This window comes from Rhodococcus sp. LW-XY12 (assembly GCF_019317345.1).
Taxonomy (GTDB): domain Bacteria; phylum Actinomycetota; class Actinomycetes; order Mycobacteriales; family Mycobacteriaceae; genus Rhodococcus; species Rhodococcus pyridinivorans.
The window spans coordinates 362,342-380,712 of the sequence record NZ_CP079225.1 but is presented as its reverse complement, the minus strand read 5'-3'; the positions used below and the strand labels follow the sequence as shown (position 1 = coordinate 380,712).

Here is an 18,371-nt window from a genome sequence, read left to right as displayed (position 1 = left end):
ATCGGCGATCTCCTCGACGGCGGAGAGACCGGCTGACCTACATACGCGACACGACTCGCGACGCGCCCGTGGACATCCGTCCGGAGGTGATGACGATGCCGTGGTGGGTGCCGGGGCAAAGCCAGCGGCTCAGCGTCGGTCCCTCCGCCGCGACGGTCACCCGCGCGTAACGGAACTTCCCCCGCAGCCGGGCGGTGGCGCGTTCGACGGCGCCGCCGGGGATCGGCTGGGCGAAGGTCAGTCCACCTGCGATCGGCAGTTCCGGGTCCTTCGGCGCGGCCGAGGTGGCCACGCTCCATCGGGCGCCGGTCGCGGAGAAATCGCCGAGGACGTCGCCGTCGAACTTCGCGAGCACCTTCGGCAGCTTCCAGTGTTCGCGACCACCGTGCACCGACGGCTCGGAGTCGACGGCGATGAACGGCACCGCCATCGCCGGGATCAGGTCGCGGCGCAGCACCGGGCTGGCCAGCACCTCGCGGTACGGCCCGACCGGCGAGTCGAGGTAGTCGACCATCATCGCGAGGGTGATGGGCAGGGTCGCGCCTGCCGGCCCGTACTGGGAGGCGTCCGGGGTGCTGCGATGCCACCACAGGGCGGCCCGCACGGAGGCCGGCCATGGCGGTGGCGGCGAGACCGGATAGTCGGTGCGTTCGTCCTCGCTCTCAGGCACTGTCCAGAGCACGGGCGCTCTCCTTCCGAACGGGGGTGATGGGCAGTCGCAGCGCCGCCGGGGCCTCGACGGGCACGACCGGACGCACGGGCTGCACGGGCTGCACGGGTTCGTAGGCCGACCCGAGCGGAGGCCGGTTGTCCTTCTCCCCCTTGTTCGGCCACAGCGCCAGCGCACGTTCGGCCTGCGCGGTGATCGTGAGGGACGGGTTCACGCCGAGGTTGGCGCTCACCGCGGAGCCGTCGACGACGTGCAGACCCTTGTGCCCGTAGACACGCAGGTACGGGTCGACGGTGCCGGTACGCGGCGAATCGCCGATCGCGCACCCGCCGAGGAAGTGCGCGGTCATCGGGATGTCGAACAGGTCGGCGATCGAACCACCGGCGTCGCCGTCGATCTTGTCGGCGACGCGGCGGACCGCTTCGTGGCCCACCGGAATCCACTCGGGCGGCGGAGTGCCAGGCCCCTGCTTGCTGGTCAGGCCCCGGCCGATCGGCGTGCGCCGGGTCGCGAGCTCGAGAGAGTTGTCGTCGGTCTGCATCACGAGAGCGATGACCGTGCGCTCGGACCAGTTCCGGACCGACAGCGAGCGGAGGAAGGCGGCGGGATTCTTCGCGGCGACACCGAAGAACTTCAGCAGTCGCGGCATCCGCGTGCCACCGTCGACGAGCAGCGCCTGGAGCAGACCGATCAGGTTGCTGCCCTTGCCGTACCGCACCGGTTCGATGTGGGTGTGGTCGTCCGGGTGGAAGGACGACGTGATGGCCACGCCCTTCGTGTAGTCGACGACGCGATCCTGCGCGGTCGCGGCGAGCACCGCCTCGGAGTTGGTGCGCACCACGGTGCCGAGGGCCGGAGACAGGTTCGGCAGGTCGCCGGTCTCGCGGCTCGCGAGCAGCAGGCGCGCCGTACCGTAGGTACCGGCCGCGATCACCACCTGGTCGGCGGTGAAGACCTTGCGGCGCTTCCTGATGCCGTTCGTGCTGCGGGTGTGGACCTCATACCCACCACCGGTACGGGGCACCACACGGGTCACCGTCGTGAGGGCGTGGATGTGCGCGCCGGCCTTCTCCGCGAGGTAGAGGTAGTTCTTGACGAGCGTGTTCTTCGCTCCCACACGGCAACCCGTCATGCAGCTGCCGCACTCCGTGCAGCCGGTGCGGTCGGGGCCGGCTCCACCGAAGAACGGGTCGGGCACCGTCCTGCCGGGCTCGTCGAAGAACACACCGACCGGGGTGGTCGTGTAGGTGTGGCCGACACCCATCTCGTCGGCGACCTGGCGCATCACCTCGTCCGCGGGCGTGATGCTGGGATTGGGGCGGACGCCGAGCATCCGTGCCGCCTGGTCGTAGTACGGCGTCAGTTCCGCTTCCCAATCGGTGATGTGACCCCACTGCGGGTCGCGGAAGAAGGGCGTCGGCGGCTTGTACAGGGTGTTGGCGTAGTTCAGCGACCCGCCGCCCACACCGGCTCCCGCCATGACGAGCACGTTGGGCAGCAGGTGCATGCGCTGTACCCCGTAGCATCCCACCTGCGGCGCCCACAGGTACTTGCGCAGCCGCCAGCTCGTCTCGGGCAGCTCGTCGTCCTCGAAACGCCGTCCGGCCTCGAGAACTCCTATCTTGTATCCCTTCTCGGTGGCGCGCAGTGCTGCGACGCTGCCGCCGAATCCGGATCCGATGACGAGGACGTCGTAATGGGTCATGCGCCCGCTCCTGCCGTCGCTCTGCTTCATGCGCCCGCTCCTGCCGTCGCTCGGTGTTCCGTGTAGCTCTCCGGGTCGAACTGCTTGGTCCGCGCCCGGTACTGCCACGTGAAGGTCGGCCACATCACGGAATTGCGGCCCTTCTCGTCGATGTACCAGCTGCTGCAGCCACCCTGGTTCCAGACCGTGTTGTTCAGCGCCGGGTCGAGATCGGCGGTGTAGCGGCGCACCGCGTCGTCGCGCACCTCCACGGCCGAGATGCCGTGACGCTCCATCGTGCGCAGCGCGTCGGAGATGTAGTTGGCCTGGGATTCGAGCATGTACACGATCGAGCTGTGGCCGAGATTGGTGTTGGGGCCGTACATGAGGAACAGATTGGGGAAGCCGGGCACGGTGATGCCGAGATAGGCCGAGGGGCTGCCGTCCCAGGTCTCGGCGAGGGTGCGGCCGTCGCCACCGCGGATATGGTGCGCGACCGGCGGTTCCGTCGGCGTGAAACCGGTACCGAAGATGATGGTGTCGACCGGGTACTCGGTGCCCTTGTCGTCGACGACACCGTTCTCGGTGACCGCTGCCAGACCGGAGGACACCACGTCCACCTTCGGGCGGGTGATGGCCGGGAACCAGTCGTTGGACAACAGGATCCGCTTGCAGGTGATCGCGAAATCGGGGGTCAGGCGCTTGCGCAGCTCAGAATCGCGCACGTTCTTGCGCAGCACCTGGCGTGCCCGGACCTCGAACAGCGGCAGGAGGTACTTGCGGGCGAAGGGCTTCGTCATGCCGACGACGTAGATCTCCCTCTGCCCGTACACGAATCCGCGCATGAGCTTCTGGACCAGGGAGAAGCGCCGGTAGAGCGTGCGGACCGACCGCGCGATGACGTGGTCGTGCTTGGGCATCACCCAGGAGGCCGTGCGCTGGAACAGCGTGAGATGTTCGACGCGGTCGACGATCGCCGGCACGAACTGGATGGCCGACGCGCCGGTACCGATGACGGCGACACGCTCACCCGTGAGGTCGTGGTCGTGATCCCACTCGGCCGAATGGAACTTCTTGCCGCGGAACAACTCCAGTCCGGAAACCTTCGGATAGGTGGGTGTGGAGAGGGCGCCGGTCGCAGCGACGAGCACGTCGGCCGTCAGGTCGCCACGGGAGGTGGAGATCCGCCACACGGCACGCTCGGCGTCCCACTGCGCCGCGCGCAGTTCGCACCCGAACATCGTCCGGTCGGTCACGCCCTGCTCACGTGCAACACGGCGGAGGTACGCGTAGATCTCCTCCTGGGTGCCGTACGCTCGCGACCAGTCGGGTTCGGGCGCGAAGGAGAACGAGTACAGCGCGCTCGGAACATCGCATGCGGCACCGGGATAGGTGTTCACGCGCCAGGTTCCGCCGACGTCGTCACCGCGCTCGAGGACGAGGACGTCGGCGTCGGGGTTCTCGCGCAACAGCGTTGCGGTCATACCGATGCCACCGAAGCCCGCGCCGACGACGAGCGTGTGCACGTGATCGGGAAGCAGTGCGAGACTCATTTCATCACCAGCGCCTTCCAGACCGGGAGCAGGCGCTCCCGGAATTCTCGATCGGATTCGGGGGTACGCATCAGGGCCGAGACGGCGAAGCCCCGGGCGATCTCGATGCTGAGGTCGATGTGGTCGGGCGAGACCCGGTCGCCCATGATCTCCAGGCAACCCGTGCGGAGCGCGTCCGACACCTTGCGTTCGAGCGGGATCATCGCCTCGTGCAGGGACGGATCGGTCCGCGCCGCGACCCACAGTTCGAGCGCTGCGGCGAAGAGCGGGCCGGAGAAGGCATCCATGAGCGTTTCGAAGCCGTGCTCCGGATCGGGTCGTGTCTCGAGGATCTCCTGCAGCCGCCTGTCGACGAGGTGCCCGACCGCCGCGACGACAAGGCTCTCCTTCGTCGGGAAGTGGTGGAGCTGGGCGCCTCGCGAGACTCCGGCACGTTTGGCGATGCCCTGCGTGCTGGTTCCCGAATAGCCATGCTCGACGAGCGAGTCGACCGCGGCGTCGAGCAGCTTGGCTCGCGTCGCGGCTGTGCGTTGCGCCTGGGTGCGACCACCGTTCGGCGCAGTGTCCTGGATCACGCACCGCAGCGTAACGGGAAAACAACAAACAGTCCAGACTGCTTGTAAATATTTCTCGGGTATACCGAATCAGGCCCGAAACGCGACGGAGCGGGTGGACCCGAAGAGGTCCACCCGCTCCGTCGAGAAGGCCGGAAGGTCGCCTAGACGAGCAGCTCAGCGATCTGGATGGTGTTGAGAGCAGCACCCTTGCGCAGATTGTCGCCCGAGACGAAGAGCGCGAGACCGCGGCCCTCAGGAGCACCCGGATCCTGACGGATGCGGCCCACGAGCGAGACGTCGTCGCCCGCTGCGGCGAGCGGGGTCGGCACGTCGACGAGACGGACGCCCGGAGCGTTCGCGAGCAGCTCCTGCGCACGCTCGACCGACAGCGGCCGCTCGAACTCGGCGTTGATCGACAGCGAGTGGCCGGTCACGACGGGAACGCGCACGCACGTGCCCGACACGAGCAGGTCCGGCAGGCCGAGGATCTTGCGCGACTCGTTGCGCAGCTTCTGGTCCTCGTCGGTCTCACCCGTTCCGTCGTCGACGATCGAGCCGGCGAGCGGCACGACGTTGAACGCGATGGGCGCGACGTACTTGTTCGGGGCCGGGAAGTCGACGGCGTCGCCCGCGTGGACGAGCTTGTCGGCCTCGTCGGCGACGGCACGCACCTGGCCGACGAGTTCCTCGACGCCCGCCAGTCCGCTACCGGAGACCGCCTGGTAGCTCGACACGATCAGGCGCTGGAGTCCGGCCTCGTCGTGCAGTGCCTTGAGCACCGGCATCGCGGCCATCGTGGTGCAGTTCGGGTTGGCGATGATGCCCTTCGGTGGGTTCTTCACCTGCTCCGGGTTGACCTCGCTGACGACGAGCGGAACCTCGGGGTCCTTGCGCCATGCCGACGAGTTGTCGACGACGATCGCACCGGCGGCCGCGAAGCGCGGAGCCTGTTCCTTGGAGAGGGTGCCACCGGCCGAGAACAGCGCGATGTCGATGCCCTTCAGATCCTCGTCGGAGGTCGCCGCGACGTCCTCGACCACGATCTCCTCACCGCGGAACGGTAGCTTCTTGCCGGCCGAGCGGGCCGACGCGAAGAACCGAACCGTGTCGGCCGGGAAGTTGCGCTCCTCGAGCAGGGTGCGCATGACGATACCGACCTGCCCCGTGGCGCCTACGACCGCAATGGTCTTGCCCGTCGCTTCGCTCGCCTGATTGGTGGTCACGATTACCGCCCCGTTCCTGCGTGCACGACGGCCTCTTCGTCGCCGCCGAGCTCGAATGCCGCGTGCAGAGCGCGCACGGCGTCGTCGAGTTCGTTGTCATCCACGAGCACGGAGATGCGGATCTCCGACGTCGAGATCAGGTCGATGTTGATGCCGGCGTCGGCGAGGGCCTCGCAGAACTTGGCCGTGACGCCGGGGTGGCTCTTCATGCCGGCACCGACGAGGGAGACCTTGCCGATGTGGTCGTCGAAGAGGACCTGAGTGAAGCCGATGTCGCCCTGCTGCTTGGTGAGGAGTTCGACCGCGCGCGGGCCGTCGCTCTTCGGGCAGGTGAAGGTGATGTCGGTCTTGCCGGTCTCGACCTTCGAGATGTTCTGCAGCACCATGTCGATGTTGATCTCGGCGTCGGCGACGGCGCGGAACACCTTGGCGGCGTAACCGGGGGTGTCGGGGATACCGACGACGGTGATCTTCGCTTCGCTGCGATCGTGCGCAACGCCGGTGATCAGGGCCTCTTCCACAGGGATGTCCTCCATCGATCCGGACACGATGGTGCCGGGCTTGGTGGTGTACGACGAACGAACGTGCACGGGCACGTTGTAGCGGCGGGCGTACTCCACGCACCGCAGCATGAGAACCTTCGCGCCGCACGCGGCGAGCTCGAGCATCTCCTCGAAGGAGACCTTCTCGAGGCGCTGCGCGTCCTTGACGATGCGCGGGTCCGCGGAGAACACGCCGTCGACGTCGGTGTAGATCTCGCAGACGTCCGCGTCGAGCGCGGCGGCGAGTGCGACGGCGGTCGTGTCCGAACCGCCACGACCGAGAGTCGTGATGTCCTTGCTGTCCTGGCTCACACCCTGGAAGCCGGCGACCAGCACGATGCTGCCCTCGTCGAGGGCGGTGCGCACGCGGCCGGGGGTGACGTCGATGATCTTCGCCTTGCCGTGGCTGCCCGTGGTGATCACGCCGGCCTGGGAACCGGTGAACGACCGGGCCTCGGCGCCGAGCGAGTGGATCGCCATCGCGACGAGGGAGTTGGAGATGCGCTCACCGGAGGTGAGGAGCATGTCCATCTCGCGGGCCGGCGGGGCCGGGCACACCTGCTGTGCGAGATCGAGGAGTTCGTCGGTCGTGTCTCCCATGGCCGAGACGACGACCACGACGTCGTTGCCCGCCTTCTTGGTCTCGACGATCCTTTCAGCGACGCGCCGGATCCGCTCGGCCGTCGCGACCGAGGATCCTCCGTACTTCTGGACGACGAGTGCCACGCTGGCCAACCTCCGGGTCTCGGGAACAAGTCCAGTGGCCCAGCTTACCGACCGCGGCTTCCATCGACCCGGGGCGTCTCAGGAAAGTGTCGTGCGCAACAGCATGACGTTGTAGTCGCCCCACCGCGAGGCGGTGAAGTAGAGGTCCGTATCCGTGGACCACGGGTGGATGAACGGAGCGTAGAGACCACCGATCTCACGGTGGGTGACCAGCACGCGAGCCTCGCTCCACGGCCCCTCGGGTCTCGCGGACGTCCTCATCTCGATCGTGCCGTTCGCCTCGTTGCCGTAGAGCATGACGAACTCACCGCCCAGGAACTGCACCGACATCTCCCCGACGGCGGGTGGCACGTCCGGTGTGGCAGCTGCTGCACCGTTCGCGGGAGTGCCCCGAGCCGCGGTCCTGATGATCCCGTGCCGGTGATCCCGTGCCGAAGGATCCGGAGCCCGAACCCGAGCCGGGGAGTTCCCGAGTCGCAGGGTTGGGCGTGCGCCGCGGGGGGCGGAGACCGCTATGAGTCCGAGTGCGAGCAGTGCAGGTACCGCTGTCAGGCGCGTTCGTATCGATCGGGTCACGACATCACCGCTGCCCGGTCACACGGAACGCATGCGTGTGGGAGGTGCCACTTGGTCGAGGTGGGGTATGGCGCGATACACTGCAGGGCATGCAGCGCGTGCTTCTCCTCGGCCGCCGCGGCGGGATCTGACCAGACCGGCTTCCCGTCGCGGGGTTTCGACGCGCCGGTCGATATTCGATCTGGGCCCACAGGTCCCCTTTTCTCTTTGGAGTTACGTCATGTCACCCGCCGACGCTTTCACCTCCGGCTCGCGCACCATCACCCCGCCGAGCAAGCCGGCCCCGGCCGACCAGCCGTCGTGGAACAAGCAGAAGAACTCGTCGATGCCGACCTACCGGTACCGGCCGTTCGCCGAGGAAGTCGAGTCGATCTCGCTGCCCGACCGCACCTGGCCCGACAAGATCATCGATCGCGCCCCGGCGTGGTGCGCCGTGGACCTGCGCGACGGCAACCAGGCTCTGATCGACCCGATGAGCCCCGCCCGTAAGCGGCGCATGTTCGATCTGCTCGTACGCATGGGTTACAAGGAGATCGAGGTCGGTTTCCCGTCCGCGAGCCAGACCGATTTCGATTTCGTCCGCGAGATCATCGAGGACGGCGCGATTCCCGACGATGTCACCATCCAGGTGCTGACGCAGTCCCGCCCCGAACTGATCAAGCGCACCTTCGAGGCGTGCGCCGGGGCGCAGAACGTGATCGTGCACTTCTACAACTCGACGTCGATCCTGCAGCGTCGCGTGGTGTTCCGCGCCGACAAGGAGACCGTCAAGAAGATCGCGACCGACGCCGCCGAGCTGGTGCTCGAAGAGGCGAAGAACCACCCCGACACCAACTGGCGCTGGGAGTACTCCCCCGAGTCGTACACCGGAACCGAGCTGTCGTACGCCAAGGATGTCTGCGACGCGGTCGTCGAGACCTTGGGCGCGACCCCCGAGAACCCGGTGATCATCAACCTGCCGGCCACGGTCGAGATGGCCACCCCCAACGTCTACGCCGACTCGATCGAGTGGATGCACCGCAATCTGGCGAAGCGCGACTCGATCATCCTGTCGCTGCACCCGCACAACGACCGCGGCACGGGCGTCGCCGCTGCCGAGCTGGGCTACCAGGCCGGTGCCGACCGCATCGAGGGCTGCCTGTTCGGCAACGGTGAGCGCACCGGCAACGTCTGCCTGGTGACCCTGGGCATGAATATGTTCAGCCGTGGCGTCGACCCGCAGATCGACTTCTCGAACATCGACGAGATCCGCCGCACGGTCGAGTACTGCAACCAGCTGCCCGTCCACGAGCGCCACCCCTACGGTGGCGACCTGGTCTACACCGCCTTCTCCGGCAGCCACCAGGACGCGATCAACAAGGGCATCGACGCGATGAAGGTCGACGCCGAAGCCGCCGGTGTCGACGTCGACGACCACACCTGGGCCGTGCCCTACCTGCCGATCGACCCGAAGGACGTCGGCCGCACCTACGAGGCCGTGATCCGCGTGAACTCGCAGTCCGGCAAGGGCGGCATCGCGTACATCATGAAGCACGACCACGGCCTGAACCTGCCGCGTCGCCTGCAGATCGAGTTCTCGCAGGCCGTCCAGAAGGTCACCGACGGTGATGGTGGCGAGGTCAGCCCCAAGGAGATGTGGGACATCTTCCACGAGGAGTACCTGGCCCCGGTCTCGCCGCTCGAGCGCATCCGGCAGAAGGTCACCGCGGCCGAGACCGACGACGGTGAGGACAGCATCGTCGCCGTGCTGAAGGTCGACGGCGTGGAGAAGGAGATCTCCGGCAGCGGCAACGGCCCGCTGGCGGCCTTCGTGGACGCCCTCGAGTCGCTGGGTTACCAGGTGGCCGTTCGCGGTTACGCCGAGCACGCCATGTCCGCCGGCGACGACGCCAACGCCGCGGCCTACGTCGAGGCCGACGTCACGCGTCCCGACGGCACGACCGTCCTGGTGTGGGGCGTGGGCATCGCCCCGTCGATCACCACGGCGTCGCTGCGCGCGATGGTCTCCGCGGTGAACCGCTCGCACCGCTGATCCGTCTCCGAACCGAATGCGGTGGACCCATGAGGGTCCACCGCATTCGTCGTTTTCGGGGATTTTCACCCCGACAATTCATCTCGCAAATACCGTTTCGGGCAATTACCGCACTCTCCGGAAAGATACAGTTCCGAATGTTCGACGAGAACGAACCCGTTCAGGGGTGATATCCGTCGGCTTCCGCAATTCTCGTCCCGCAGAGTCGTTCTGCTCGAACCCGGAGTGTGCGTATGGAATTCATGGACATCATCTGGTACATCATCGTCTGCTTCGCATTCATCGCGTACCTCATCATGCTGTGGATGATCATCGGGGATCTGTTCCGCAACCGCGAACAGTCCGGCTGGGTCAAGGCGATCTGGATCGTCTTCCTGTTCGTCTTCCCGTGGCTCACGGGCCTGATCTATCTGATCGTCCACGGCACCGGAATGGCAGAGCGCTCCGCGAAGGAGGCCGCGCAGTACAAGGCCGTGCAGGACGACTACATCCGCTCGGTCGCCGGCAAGTCGCCCGCCGAACACATCGCCGACGCGAAGAAGCTGCTCGACGAGGGTGTCATCGACCAGGCCGAGTTCGACGCACTGAAGGCCAAGGCACTCGCCTGATCCCGCGCGACCACCCGTTCGTTCACATCGACAGCTTCCGTGCCGCTGCGGTCCGGAAGCTGTCGAGCACGGCACCCACGGCTGGCCGTCGCGACGCTCCCGGGCGGGTGACGAGCTCGTAGAGCCGCGCCGCACGTACACCGGCCAGCGGCAGGCGCACCAAGGCGGGATGCAGAACCGAGTACCGCGGCAGCAGGGCCACCCCGTGCCCCGCCGCGACGAGTTCCTCGATGACACGGAAGTCGTTGATGCGGTGCACAACCCGAGCACGGATGCCCGTCACCGCCGCGACGGAGAGCAACACGTCGTCGACGGGGAATCCACCCCGCACGCTGATCCAGTGCTCCCCCACCAGTTCGTCGACCTGCACGCGGTCCTGCGCCGCGAGCCGGTGCCCGGGAGGGAGGACGACATCGATCGGTTCGCGCATGAGCGTCTCGACGTGGACACGCGGACCGGACAGCGGAGCCGAACGCTCGTCGCGGTGGGTGAGCACCACGTCGTAGTCGGCGAGCAGTGCGGGCGCGGCCGAGGCCGGGACGTCCTCGTCGCTCACGTCCAACTCGACGCCGATCGCCCCGGCCGCCTCGAGCACGGCCGGCAGCAGGAGTGCTGCCCCGGAGGGGAACGACGCCACGCGCACCCGTCCGCGGGGCGACCGCGCATAGGCGGTCATCTCGTCGGCGGCCCGGTCGAGGGCGTCGAGCACCTCGTCGGTGCGCACCACGAGCGCACGACCCGCGTCGGTGAACCGCAGGCGTCGGCCGTCGGGTTCGAGCAGGGGCACTCCCGCCTCCCGGGCGAGCACCTTGAGCTGCTGCGAGACGGCTGACGGTGTCATCGACAACGCTGCGGCTGTCGCAGCCACGGTTCCGCGGTCGGCGAGTTCGCGCAGTATTCGCAATCGCACGACATCCATGTAGTAAAACTACACACTTTCTTCAGGAACATTCGCTTGTCCTGATTGTTTCCTGCGCAAAGAATTGACGGCATGTCGTTCCGGGACCGTCTGCTCGCGTTCACCGTCGTGGTGCTCTGGGGATGCAACTTCCTCGCGATCAGACTGGGCCTCGACCACTTCCCGCCGTTCTTCTTCGCCGGACTGCGCTTCGCGATCATCGCCGTCCCGGTCCTGCTGTTCGTCCCGCGACCCGCCGTTCCCCTGCGCTGGCTCCTGCTCTACGGCGCCGGGTTCGGCTTCGCCCAGTTCGCCTTCCTGTTCTGGGCGATGGAGGCCGGTCTACCCACGGGCCTCGCGTCGCTCGTACTGCAGTCGTCCGCGCCCTTCACGGTCCTGCTCGCCGTACTGTTCCTGCGCGAACGGCTCGACGGTGTCCGCCTCGCCGGTCTCGTCGTCGCCGTGTCCGGCATGGTGATCGTCGCCGTGGGGCAGGGCGTCGCGGACGCGAGCCTGCTCCCCATGACCCTCGCCGTGCTCGCCGGTCTGTCGTGGGCGGTCGGCAACATCGCGACCCGCAAAGCGGGCGCCGCCGACCCCATGCGCCTGATGCTGTGGATGTGCGTCGTGCCCGTGCTCCCCTTCTTCGGGATCTCCTGGTTCGCCGAGGGCCCGCATGTCTGGTCCACCCTCGGCACCGCCGTCACCACCGTGGACGGGGGCCTGGCGCTGGCCGGACTCATCTACGTCGTCCTGGCGGGCACGATCGCCGGCACCGGCATCTACGCCTCGCTGCTGTCGCGCTATCCCGCCGGGGCCGTCGCGCCGCTCTCCCTCATGGTGCCGGTCGTCGGGTTCACCGTCGCGTGGATCACGCTCGGCGAGCGACCGGCACCGTCCTCCCTGATCGGCGGTGTGATCGTCATCGTCGGAGCCCTCGCCGCCCAGGGCGGACACCGCAGTGTGACGAGCAGGACGCTCCTCCGGCGACACAACGCTCCCGCGCCTGTGGAACACTCGCCGACGTGGGAACCAGCACAGGAATCACCGCACGTGGACGGCTCGCATTGCGCGCAGCCCGAGCCGCCGCGTGGGCGTCCCAGAAGGCCGGACGCGGTAAGGGCTCGATGATCGGAGGGCTCGTCGCCCTGAAGATCGACCCGGCACTGATGAAGCAGCTCGGCCACGGCCGGCAGACCGTGCTCGTCACCGGGACGAACGGCAAGTCCACAACGACCCGTATGACGGCCGCCGCGCTCGAGACGATCGATTCGGTCGTCACCCAGGCGGACGGCGCGAACATGGACGCCGGGATCGTCGCCGCGCTCGCCACCGATCTCCGGGCGCCGCTCGCCGCGATCGAAGTCGACGAACTCCACACCCCGCACGTCGCCGACGCCCTCGAGCCCCGCGCGATCGTGCTGCTCAACCTCACCCGCGACCAGCTCGACCGGGTCGGCGAGATCAACATGATCGAGCGGAAGCTGCGTGAGGGCCTGAAGCGGCATCCCGACGCCGTGATCGTCGCGAACTGCGACGACGTGCTCGTCACGTCCGCCGCCTACGACAACCCGAACGTCGTGTGGGTCGCCGCCGGCGCCGGCTGGGCCAACGACTCGGTGAGCTGCCCGCGCACGGGCGAGCCGATCGCTCGCGAAGGCGACCACTGGTACAGCACCGGCTCCGACTTCGCCCGGCCGACACCGGACTGGTGGGTCGACGACGAGAACCTGTACGGACCGGACGGCCTCGTCCTCCCGCTGAAGCTGACCCTCCCCGGTCGCGCCAACCGGGGCAACGCCGCCCAGGCGGTCGCGGCCGCCGTCGCCCTCGGTGCCGATCCGGCGAAGGCCGTCGCTGCCGCCTCGGTCGTCGAAGAGGTCGCCGGTCGCTACAAGACGGTGCAGGTCGGACCGCATTCGGTGCACATGCTGCTCGCTAAGAACCCCGCCGGCTGGCAGGAGGCCCTGTCGATGATCGACCCGACCGTCGACGGCCTGGTGATCGCCGTCAACGGTCAGGTGCCCGACGGTGAGGACCTGTCGTGGCTGTGGGACGTCCGCTTCGAACACTTCGAAGGCGTGCAGGTGGTGGCAGCCGGAGAACGCGGCACCGATCTCGCCGTCCGCCTGACCTACGCGGGTGTCGAGCACACGCTGGTGCCGGATCCGCTGAAGGCCATCGCCTCGTGCCCTCCCGGCCGCGTGGAGGTGCTCGCCAACTACACCGCGTTCCGCGATCTCAACACCGCCATCGCCAGGAGAGCTGCCCATGTCTGAGTCGACCGTCCGCATCGGACTCGTCCTGCCCGACGTGATGGGCACCTACGGCGACGGAGGCAACGCCCTGGTGCTGCGCCAGCGCCTGCGGATGCGCGGTCACGACGCCGAGATCGTCGAGATCGGACTGAACGATCCCGTCCCCGAGTCCCTCGATCTCTACACCCTCGGTGGTGCCGAGGACGCCGCGCAGCGACTGGCCACGCGGCACCTGCAGCGTTATCCGGGTCTGCAGCGCGCCGCCGAGCGCGGAGCGCCCGTGCTGGCCATCTGTGCCGCGATCCAGGTGCTCGGCCACTGGTACGAGACGTCCTCGGGCGAACGCGTCGACGGTGTCGGCATCCTCGACGCGACCACCTCGCCGCAGCAGACCCGCGCGATCGGCGAGATTGTCATCCGCCCCACCCTCTCCGGCCTCACCCAGCCGCTGACGGGATTCGAGAACCACCGCGGTGGAACGACTCTCGGGTCCGATGCCACCGGACTCGGCCGCGTCGACCGCGGTGTCGGCAACGGCGTGGGCGACGGACTCGAAGGTGCCGTGCAGGGTTCGGTGATCGGCACCTATCTGCACGGTCCCGTGCTCGCCCGCAATCCCGAGCTCGCCGATCATCTCCTGATGCGCGCTCTGGGAGTCGACTCGCTGCCGCCGCTGGATCTGCCCGAGGTCGATCTGCTGCGGCAGGAACGGTTGCGCGCCTGAGTGATCAACCGTGCGCGGCGATGTGTTCGAGGACCAGCCGCGCGAGCTTCTCCGGCTCCTCGTCGGGAATCCAGTGGCTCGTACCGACGAGCGTTTCCCGTCGGTACGGCCCACTGACGTAGTGGGCCGTCGCGTCGACCCCGGCGGATCCGATCGCCCGCTGGTGAAGAACGAGCGCATGAACGCCGTCGGATGCGGAACGGACACCGCCGTCACGGTGCGGACGAGATCGGGACGATGCGCCGCGAGCACCCACGCGACGGCGGCTCCCCAGTCGTGGCCGACAACGTGCGCGCGACCACCGGGTACCGACTCGATGAGCGCCGCGACGTCGCCGACGAGCAGGTCGAGGCCGTAGTCACGGCGGCGGGGTGGTGGGGCGCCGGGCGAGTAGCCGCGCTGATCCGGGGCGAAGGTGCGAACCCCGCGGCGTGCAAGTGGGGCGCGACCGCCTCCCAGACGCCCTGTGCAACCCCTGCTGCAGTCGCGGCGATCGGCCCCGAAACCTCCCCTGAACAGGGGTTCGGCCCGGTGATTCGCTTTACGCGTTCTCCGGGCCGGATCTCTGCTTCACGAGCTTCTCTCTGTCGTCCGCGGACGTCTCATAAGCTCGATTCGCACCTTCGATGTTAGCTACATCACAGTGCGAACGCAAGCCCTTTTCACGACGCCGGCCGGACCGGGGCGAGGGGGAATCCCAGAGTCGCCCAGTCGTGCAGTCCCCCGCGGTAATAGGCGAGCGCGGACGAGGGATATCCGGCATCGATCAGCTTCCGGATCGCATCGGGCGACTGAGGGCACTGGGGACCGTTGCAGAAGACGATCGTCGTCCGGGCGGGGTCGAGCTCACCCCTCCTCTCGACGATATCCTCGTGCGGGATGTTCACGGCACCGGGGAGGCTCACCCCGCTCCGGGAATCGGGCACCCGCGTGTCCACCAGCGCAGCGCCCCGGTCGAGCAGTTCGATCACCTCGAGTTCACCGACGGTCGCCACGCCCGCCGCCACCTGCATCGGCTGCACCTCGCCCCAGGTCGTCTCCACCACCGTGCGGTCGGCTTCACCCTCCAGCGGGCGGGGAACGTTCTGGGGATCGCCGTCGCGCGTACGATCGGCACGCCTGATCTGCTGCTCGTTCGTCACGAGCCGGACTCTACGGGAGAGCAGTCGCGCTTCGCGAGATTGCCGGAATCCCACTCCCGCTGGGCGAGCATCGCCGTACCCATCCATCGTCGCAGGTAGCGGCGCAGATCGTCGTCGGAGCGTGGCGGGGTTCCCGGCGAGACGAAGAACGACTGCATCGTGCGCAGCACGTACTCGACCAGCTCCGCGAGGGAGTCGTCGTCGTAGCCGTGTTCCTCCCAGTCGACGTCGAACCGCTTGATCATCGCCATGCCGAACATCCACGCCTCCTCCGAGGCGATCGCTTCGGGATGCGGGTTCGAATAGGTGCTCGACAGCAGGATGCCGAGATGCGGGGTGCGACGCACCTCCGCGAGCGTGTAGACCACACCTTCGGTCATGGCCTCGACCGGATCGTCGAGTCCCGCGACCTGCCGGGTGAGTCGTTCCAGGAATCCTTCGACCGAGGCGATGGCGGCCGCACGCATGAGGGCGTCCGCGCTGGGGAAGTAGCGGTAGACCGTCTGGCGGATCACCCCGAGGGACTGGGCCACATCGGCGATGTTGATCTCCGCGCCGGTCCGGTCGATCAGGTCGACGGCAGCGGCAACGATCCGCTGCGACGCCTCTTCGTCGTCGGCGGGAGGACTCCCACCCCACCCACGTCTACGTGCCACTTCGCGCTTCCTCGAGCCGTCGCCTGGAGAAGGCCCGACGGTAACACAGCCGACCTCGGTGGATGTGGTGCGAAACGGGCTCCCGCGGGCGAATGGGACACCTATCATACACATGACGCATTTCGTGTATGGTCACGTCGATCGGGGCCTCCCGGCTCGTTAGAGGTCCTCCCGACCGTGTCCCGAAACAGGTCCCCAGCCAGCCCGGCGTCGACGAGACGAGGTACCGCCCCATGACGAACCTGCAGGTCCGCAAGATGCGTTTCGCATTCGCGGATTACGACGTGCCGTTCCTGTGGAACGAGGAGAACCCGGCCTTCTCGAGCATGGCCAACGCCGTCTCGTTCCTCGCGATCGGCTTCGAGAAGATGATCGTCAACATGATCCGCGAGATCACCCCGCGCATCACCGATCCCGAGGTCCTCGAAGAGGCCAACGCCTTCATGTACCAGGAGGGGCAGCACTCCACCGCCCACCGGCAGCACGTGAAGGGACTGATCAAGAGCTATCCGGAGTTGCAGGAGACGCTCGACGACGTCATCGGCGCCTTCGACAAGCTCACCGCCGAGACTTCCCCCGAATACCGCCTCGCGTACACCGCCGATCTCGAGGCGACCTTCACTCCCGTCTTCAAGCTCATGCTCGACAACGACGCGGCGCTCTTCCGCCCCGGCGACGACCGGGTCGCCTCGTTGTTCATCTGGCATTTCGTCGAGGAGGTCGAACACCGCAGTTCGGCGCTCATCATCTTCGACGCGGTGGTCGGCAGCGATCTGTACCGCATGCGGCAGGCCCCCTCGGTGTTCAAGCACGTGCTCGACGTCATCGCCATCGCGTGCGAGGGCTTCAACAAGCATGTGCCGCTGGAGGAACGGAAGATCGACACGATGTCGATGTTCGCGTCGCACCGCCGTAAGCAGAACCTGCGGCGCCGGTTGCCGTTCCTCCAGTACCAGGATCACGGCCCGATGCCGCGCGCCTTCGACGTCCTGCCGCTCGGCGAACAGCTCGTCGCGCTGGTGGGCATCATCCGCAGCCAGATGCCCAAGCACAATCCCGACCACGAGAAGCTGCCGGCCCTCGCCGACGTGTGGTTCCGTCGATTCGACGAAGGCTACGACGTCTCGCACTGGTACACGGCGGAAACCGTGGGCGGGAGGAACAACTGATGTCGGACCTGTGCTCGCCCACCTTCGAGGACCTCTCGACCCGCCTCGGATTCTCGTGCGACGAAGCCGGGGGGATCTTCGAACTGCGCAGTCCGTTCGAGCTGGAGAACTGGACGCTGCCCGTCCTCGAGCTGACCATCGTGCTCGGGGCGGTGCTGATGCTCGTGTACGCGATCGTCCGGTTGCGGCGCACCGGTGACGCCACGAACCTCGTCGTCTGGCTCGGCACCCTCGCGTTCCTGTTCATCATCGAACCGCTGCTGTACTTCCCCGACGCCTTCGGCGTGGAGGACTACCTCGACACGATGTTCGCGCACAACGTGTTCACCGTCGAGTTCCTGTGGGGACGCCTGCCGCTGTACATCATCGCGATCTACCCGATGATGGCGACGATCGCGTTCGACATCGTTCGGATGCTCGGGGTGTTCCGGCAGTACGGCACCGTCGTCGGCGCCGTCTGCGTGGGCTTCGTCCACCACGCCTTCTACGAGATCTTCGATCACCTCGGACCGCAGCTGCGGTGGTGGGAGTGGTCGCTCGACAACCCGATCAACCAGCCCTTCTTCGACTCCGTTCCGCTCCCGAGCGTCGTGGTCTTCGCTGCCCTGTGGCCGATGTCGCTCGCATTCTGCGCGCAGTTCTTCGTCGGCCGCCACATCGACGCCGGGCGCACCTTCAGCGGGCTCGAACTGACCTGGCGCACGATCACCGTCGGACTACTCGCGTCCGTGGGTGTGGTGATCCTGCCGGCACCGGCGACCGTGATCGGCATGGGCAGCACGACTGTGCGGGCCACGATCTACGCCGCCGAACTCGTGATCCTGTCGATCGTGGCGATCTACGTGCTCTCACGCCAGTGGTCCCGGCTGCGGAGCACACCCACGGATCGGCCCTATTCGAACGACCTCGTCCGCTGGTACGCCGTCGCCTATCTCGTCGTGATGGCCGTGCTGTGGATCGGTGCTCTGCCCGACTGGTTCTCCGCCGTCGACGGGGTCACCGAGGCAGGCGACCCGATCGGCAGCCTGTGGTACACCGTCGCATGCTTCGCGGTCGCAATCGCCTGTGTCGCTGCGACCTTCACCGTCCCGCGCAAGGCCGATACGAGTCCGGACGACACCGCGGCGAAGACGCTCACCGAGGCCTGACGAAGCGGGTCGCGTCGGTGCGTCCCTCCGGCACGACGACGTTCCTCACGTCCTGATGGCATCGGAGGTCACAGCGGCGGAAGGTGTCATCGTCCGGCCCTTCCCGCAGCTTCTGCCGGTAGTTCGACGACGCTTCCCTCGCTGTGGTCCCACCGCGTGATCGCACCGATCAGGCGCCGAACGACGACGAACGAGGACACGGACC

Annotated in this window: 18 protein-coding genes and 1 pseudogene; 7 read left to right on the top strand and 12 right to left on the bottom strand. The window is 67.5% G+C overall.

The genetic code is table 11. The features are described from left to right. Positions 1 to 37 precede the first annotated feature (37 nt). From KXC42_RS01805 to KXC42_RS27030, 7 genes are all read right to left on the bottom strand, one after another. Positions 38 to 670 (bottom strand): acetoacetate decarboxylase family protein, encoded by a 633-nt coding sequence (locus KXC42_RS01805; RefSeq protein WP_219130421.1) that lies wholly within the window; start codon positions 668 to 670, stop codon positions 38 to 40. Beyond that, positions 663 to 2,375, bottom strand: coding sequence for an FAD-dependent oxidoreductase (locus tag KXC42_RS01800; protein WP_006552442.1), 1,713 nt, complete (start codon positions 2,373 to 2,375; stop codon positions 663 to 665). Before KXC42_RS01800 ends, KXC42_RS01805 begins: the two co-directional genes overlap by 8 nt. A 26-nt stretch (positions 2,376 to 2,401) precedes the next feature. Next, positions 2,402 to 3,907, bottom strand: coding sequence for an NAD(P)/FAD-dependent oxidoreductase (locus KXC42_RS01795; RefSeq protein WP_094979549.1), 1,506 nt, complete (start codon positions 3,905 to 3,907; stop codon positions 2,402 to 2,404). Then, positions 3,904 to 4,482, bottom strand: a complete 579-nt coding sequence (locus KXC42_RS01790) for a TetR/AcrR family transcriptional regulator (protein WP_064061142.1) — start codon at positions 4,480 to 4,482, stop codon at positions 3,904 to 3,906. The genes KXC42_RS01795 and KXC42_RS01790 overlap by 4 nt, the downstream gene beginning before the upstream one ends. Before the next feature lie 143 nt (positions 4,483 to 4,625). Then, on the bottom strand, positions 4,626 to 5,687 hold the full coding sequence (locus KXC42_RS01785) for an aspartate-semialdehyde dehydrogenase (protein ID WP_071936173.1): 1,062 nt from the start codon (positions 5,685 to 5,687) through the stop codon (positions 4,626 to 4,628). 2 nt (positions 5,688 to 5,689) lie between these two features. Further along, a complete protein-coding gene (locus KXC42_RS01780) occupies positions 5,690 to 6,955 on the bottom strand; it encodes an aspartate kinase (RefSeq protein ID WP_019290241.1) in 1,266 nt (421 codons plus the stop codon). Between the two features lie 78 nt (positions 6,956 to 7,033). Further along, the gene (locus tag KXC42_RS27030) at positions 7,034 to 7,531 is read right to left on the bottom strand and encodes a DUF4185 domain-containing protein (protein WP_257605972.1); all 498 of its coding nucleotides are present in this window, start codon (positions 7,529 to 7,531) and stop codon (positions 7,034 to 7,036) included. Between the two features lie 220 nt (positions 7,532 to 7,751). Here KXC42_RS27030 and leuA point away from each other — a divergent pair, with 220 nt between their 5' ends. Next, positions 7,752 to 9,563, top strand: coding sequence for a 2-isopropylmalate synthase (gene leuA / locus KXC42_RS01770; RefSeq protein ID WP_039586656.1), 1,812 nt, complete (start codon positions 7,752 to 7,754; stop codon positions 9,561 to 9,563). Positions 9,564 to 9,796: 233 nt separating this feature from the next. Further along, positions 9,797 to 10,171 (top strand): SHOCT domain-containing protein, encoded by a 375-nt coding sequence (locus tag KXC42_RS01765; RefSeq protein ID WP_006552449.1) that lies wholly within the window; start codon positions 9,797 to 9,799, stop codon positions 10,169 to 10,171. Between the two features lie 22 nt (positions 10,172 to 10,193). Here KXC42_RS01765 and KXC42_RS01760 read toward each other — a convergent pair whose 3' ends face one another. Further along, entirely contained in the window at positions 10,194 to 11,090 is an 897-nt protein-coding gene (locus KXC42_RS01760; protein WP_039586658.1) for a LysR family transcriptional regulator, read from the bottom strand. A gap of 72 nt (positions 11,091 to 11,162) precedes the next feature. Here KXC42_RS01760 and KXC42_RS01755 point away from each other — a divergent pair, with 72 nt between their 5' ends. The 3 genes from KXC42_RS01755 to KXC42_RS01745 are packed head-to-tail and all read left to right on the top strand — an operon-like array spanning position 11,163 to position 14,051. Next, positions 11,163 to 12,200, top strand: a complete 1,038-nt coding sequence (locus KXC42_RS01755; RefSeq protein ID WP_006552451.1) for an EamA family transporter — start codon at positions 11,163 to 11,165, stop codon at positions 12,198 to 12,200. Further along, positions 12,095 to 13,348 carry a Mur ligase family protein gene (locus KXC42_RS01750; RefSeq protein WP_024102795.1) on the top strand — a complete coding sequence of 418 codons (1,254 nt, stop codon included), beginning with the start codon at positions 12,095 to 12,097 and terminating at the stop codon, positions 13,346 to 13,348. The genes KXC42_RS01755 and KXC42_RS01750 overlap by 106 nt, the downstream gene beginning before the upstream one ends. Further along, on the top strand, positions 13,341 to 14,051 hold the full coding sequence (locus tag KXC42_RS01745; protein ID WP_006552453.1) for a type 1 glutamine amidotransferase: 711 nt from the start codon (positions 13,341 to 13,343) through the stop codon (positions 14,049 to 14,051). The genes KXC42_RS01750 and KXC42_RS01745 overlap by 8 nt, the downstream gene beginning before the upstream one ends. A gap of 4 nt (positions 14,052 to 14,055) precedes the next feature. On the opposite strand, the gene KXC42_RS27685 is transcribed toward KXC42_RS01745, so the two are convergent. From KXC42_RS27685 to KXC42_RS01730, 4 genes and pseudogenes are all read right to left on the bottom strand, one after another. After that, positions 14,056 to 14,307: a hypothetical protein gene (locus tag KXC42_RS27685; RefSeq protein ID WP_033097918.1), complete on the bottom strand. Its 252-nt coding sequence runs from the start codon at positions 14,305 to 14,307 to the stop codon at positions 14,056 to 14,058. Further along, positions 14,199 to 14,510: pseudogene (locus KXC42_RS01740) on the bottom strand (alpha/beta fold hydrolase); the annotation flags it as partial. The pseudogene KXC42_RS01740 and the gene KXC42_RS27685, both read right to left, overlap by 109 nt. Positions 14,511 to 14,713: 203 nt before the next feature. After that, positions 14,714 to 15,193, bottom strand: coding sequence for a rhodanese-like domain-containing protein (locus KXC42_RS01735; protein ID WP_006552455.1), 480 nt, complete (start codon positions 15,191 to 15,193; stop codon positions 14,714 to 14,716). Continuing rightward, entirely contained in the window at positions 15,190 to 15,849 is a 660-nt protein-coding gene (locus KXC42_RS01730) for a TetR/AcrR family transcriptional regulator (RefSeq protein WP_033097919.1), read from the bottom strand. Before KXC42_RS01730 ends, KXC42_RS01735 begins: the two co-directional genes overlap by 4 nt. A gap of 233 nt (positions 15,850 to 16,082) precedes the next feature. Between KXC42_RS01730 and KXC42_RS01725 the strand changes: the two genes are divergently transcribed. Continuing rightward, complete coding sequence (locus KXC42_RS01725) at positions 16,083 to 17,018, top strand: metal-dependent hydrolase (RefSeq protein WP_064061147.1); 936 nt, start codon at positions 16,083 to 16,085, stop codon at positions 17,016 to 17,018. Further along, positions 17,018 to 18,166: a hypothetical protein gene (locus KXC42_RS01720; protein ID WP_219129853.1), complete on the top strand. Its 1,149-nt coding sequence runs from the start codon at positions 17,018 to 17,020 to the stop codon at positions 18,164 to 18,166. The genes KXC42_RS01725 and KXC42_RS01720 overlap by 1 nt, the downstream gene beginning before the upstream one ends. The last annotated feature ends 205 nt before the right edge of the window (positions 18,167 to 18,371 follow it).

Coding starts and splice junctions, on each gene's coding strand:
- KXC42_RS01800 (WP_006552442.1), bottom strand. CDS start 2,375: ATGACCCATTACGACGTCCTCGTCATCGGATCCGGATTCGGCGGCAGC.
- KXC42_RS01795 (WP_094979549.1), bottom strand. CDS start 3,907: ATGAGTCTCGCACTGCTTCCCGATCACGTGCACACGCTCGTCGTCGGC.
- leuA (WP_039586656.1), top strand. CDS start 7,752: ATGTCACCCGCCGACGCTTTCACCTCCGGCTCGCGCACCATCACCCCG.
- KXC42_RS01765 (WP_006552449.1), top strand. CDS start 9,797: ATGGAATTCATGGACATCATCTGGTACATCATCGTCTGCTTCGCATTC.
- KXC42_RS01760 (WP_039586658.1), bottom strand. CDS start 11,090: ATGGATGTCGTGCGATTGCGAATACTGCGCGAACTCGCCGACCGCGGA.
- KXC42_RS01755 (WP_006552451.1), top strand. CDS start 11,163: ATGTCGTTCCGGGACCGTCTGCTCGCGTTCACCGTCGTGGTGCTCTGG.
- KXC42_RS01745 (WP_006552453.1), top strand. CDS start 13,341: ATGTCTGAGTCGACCGTCCGCATCGGACTCGTCCTGCCCGACGTGATG.
- KXC42_RS01725 (WP_064061147.1), top strand. CDS start 16,083: ATGACGAACCTGCAGGTCCGCAAGATGCGTTTCGCATTCGCGGATTAC.
- KXC42_RS01720 (WP_219129853.1), top strand. CDS start 17,018: ATGTCGGACCTGTGCTCGCCCACCTTCGAGGACCTCTCGACCCGCCTC.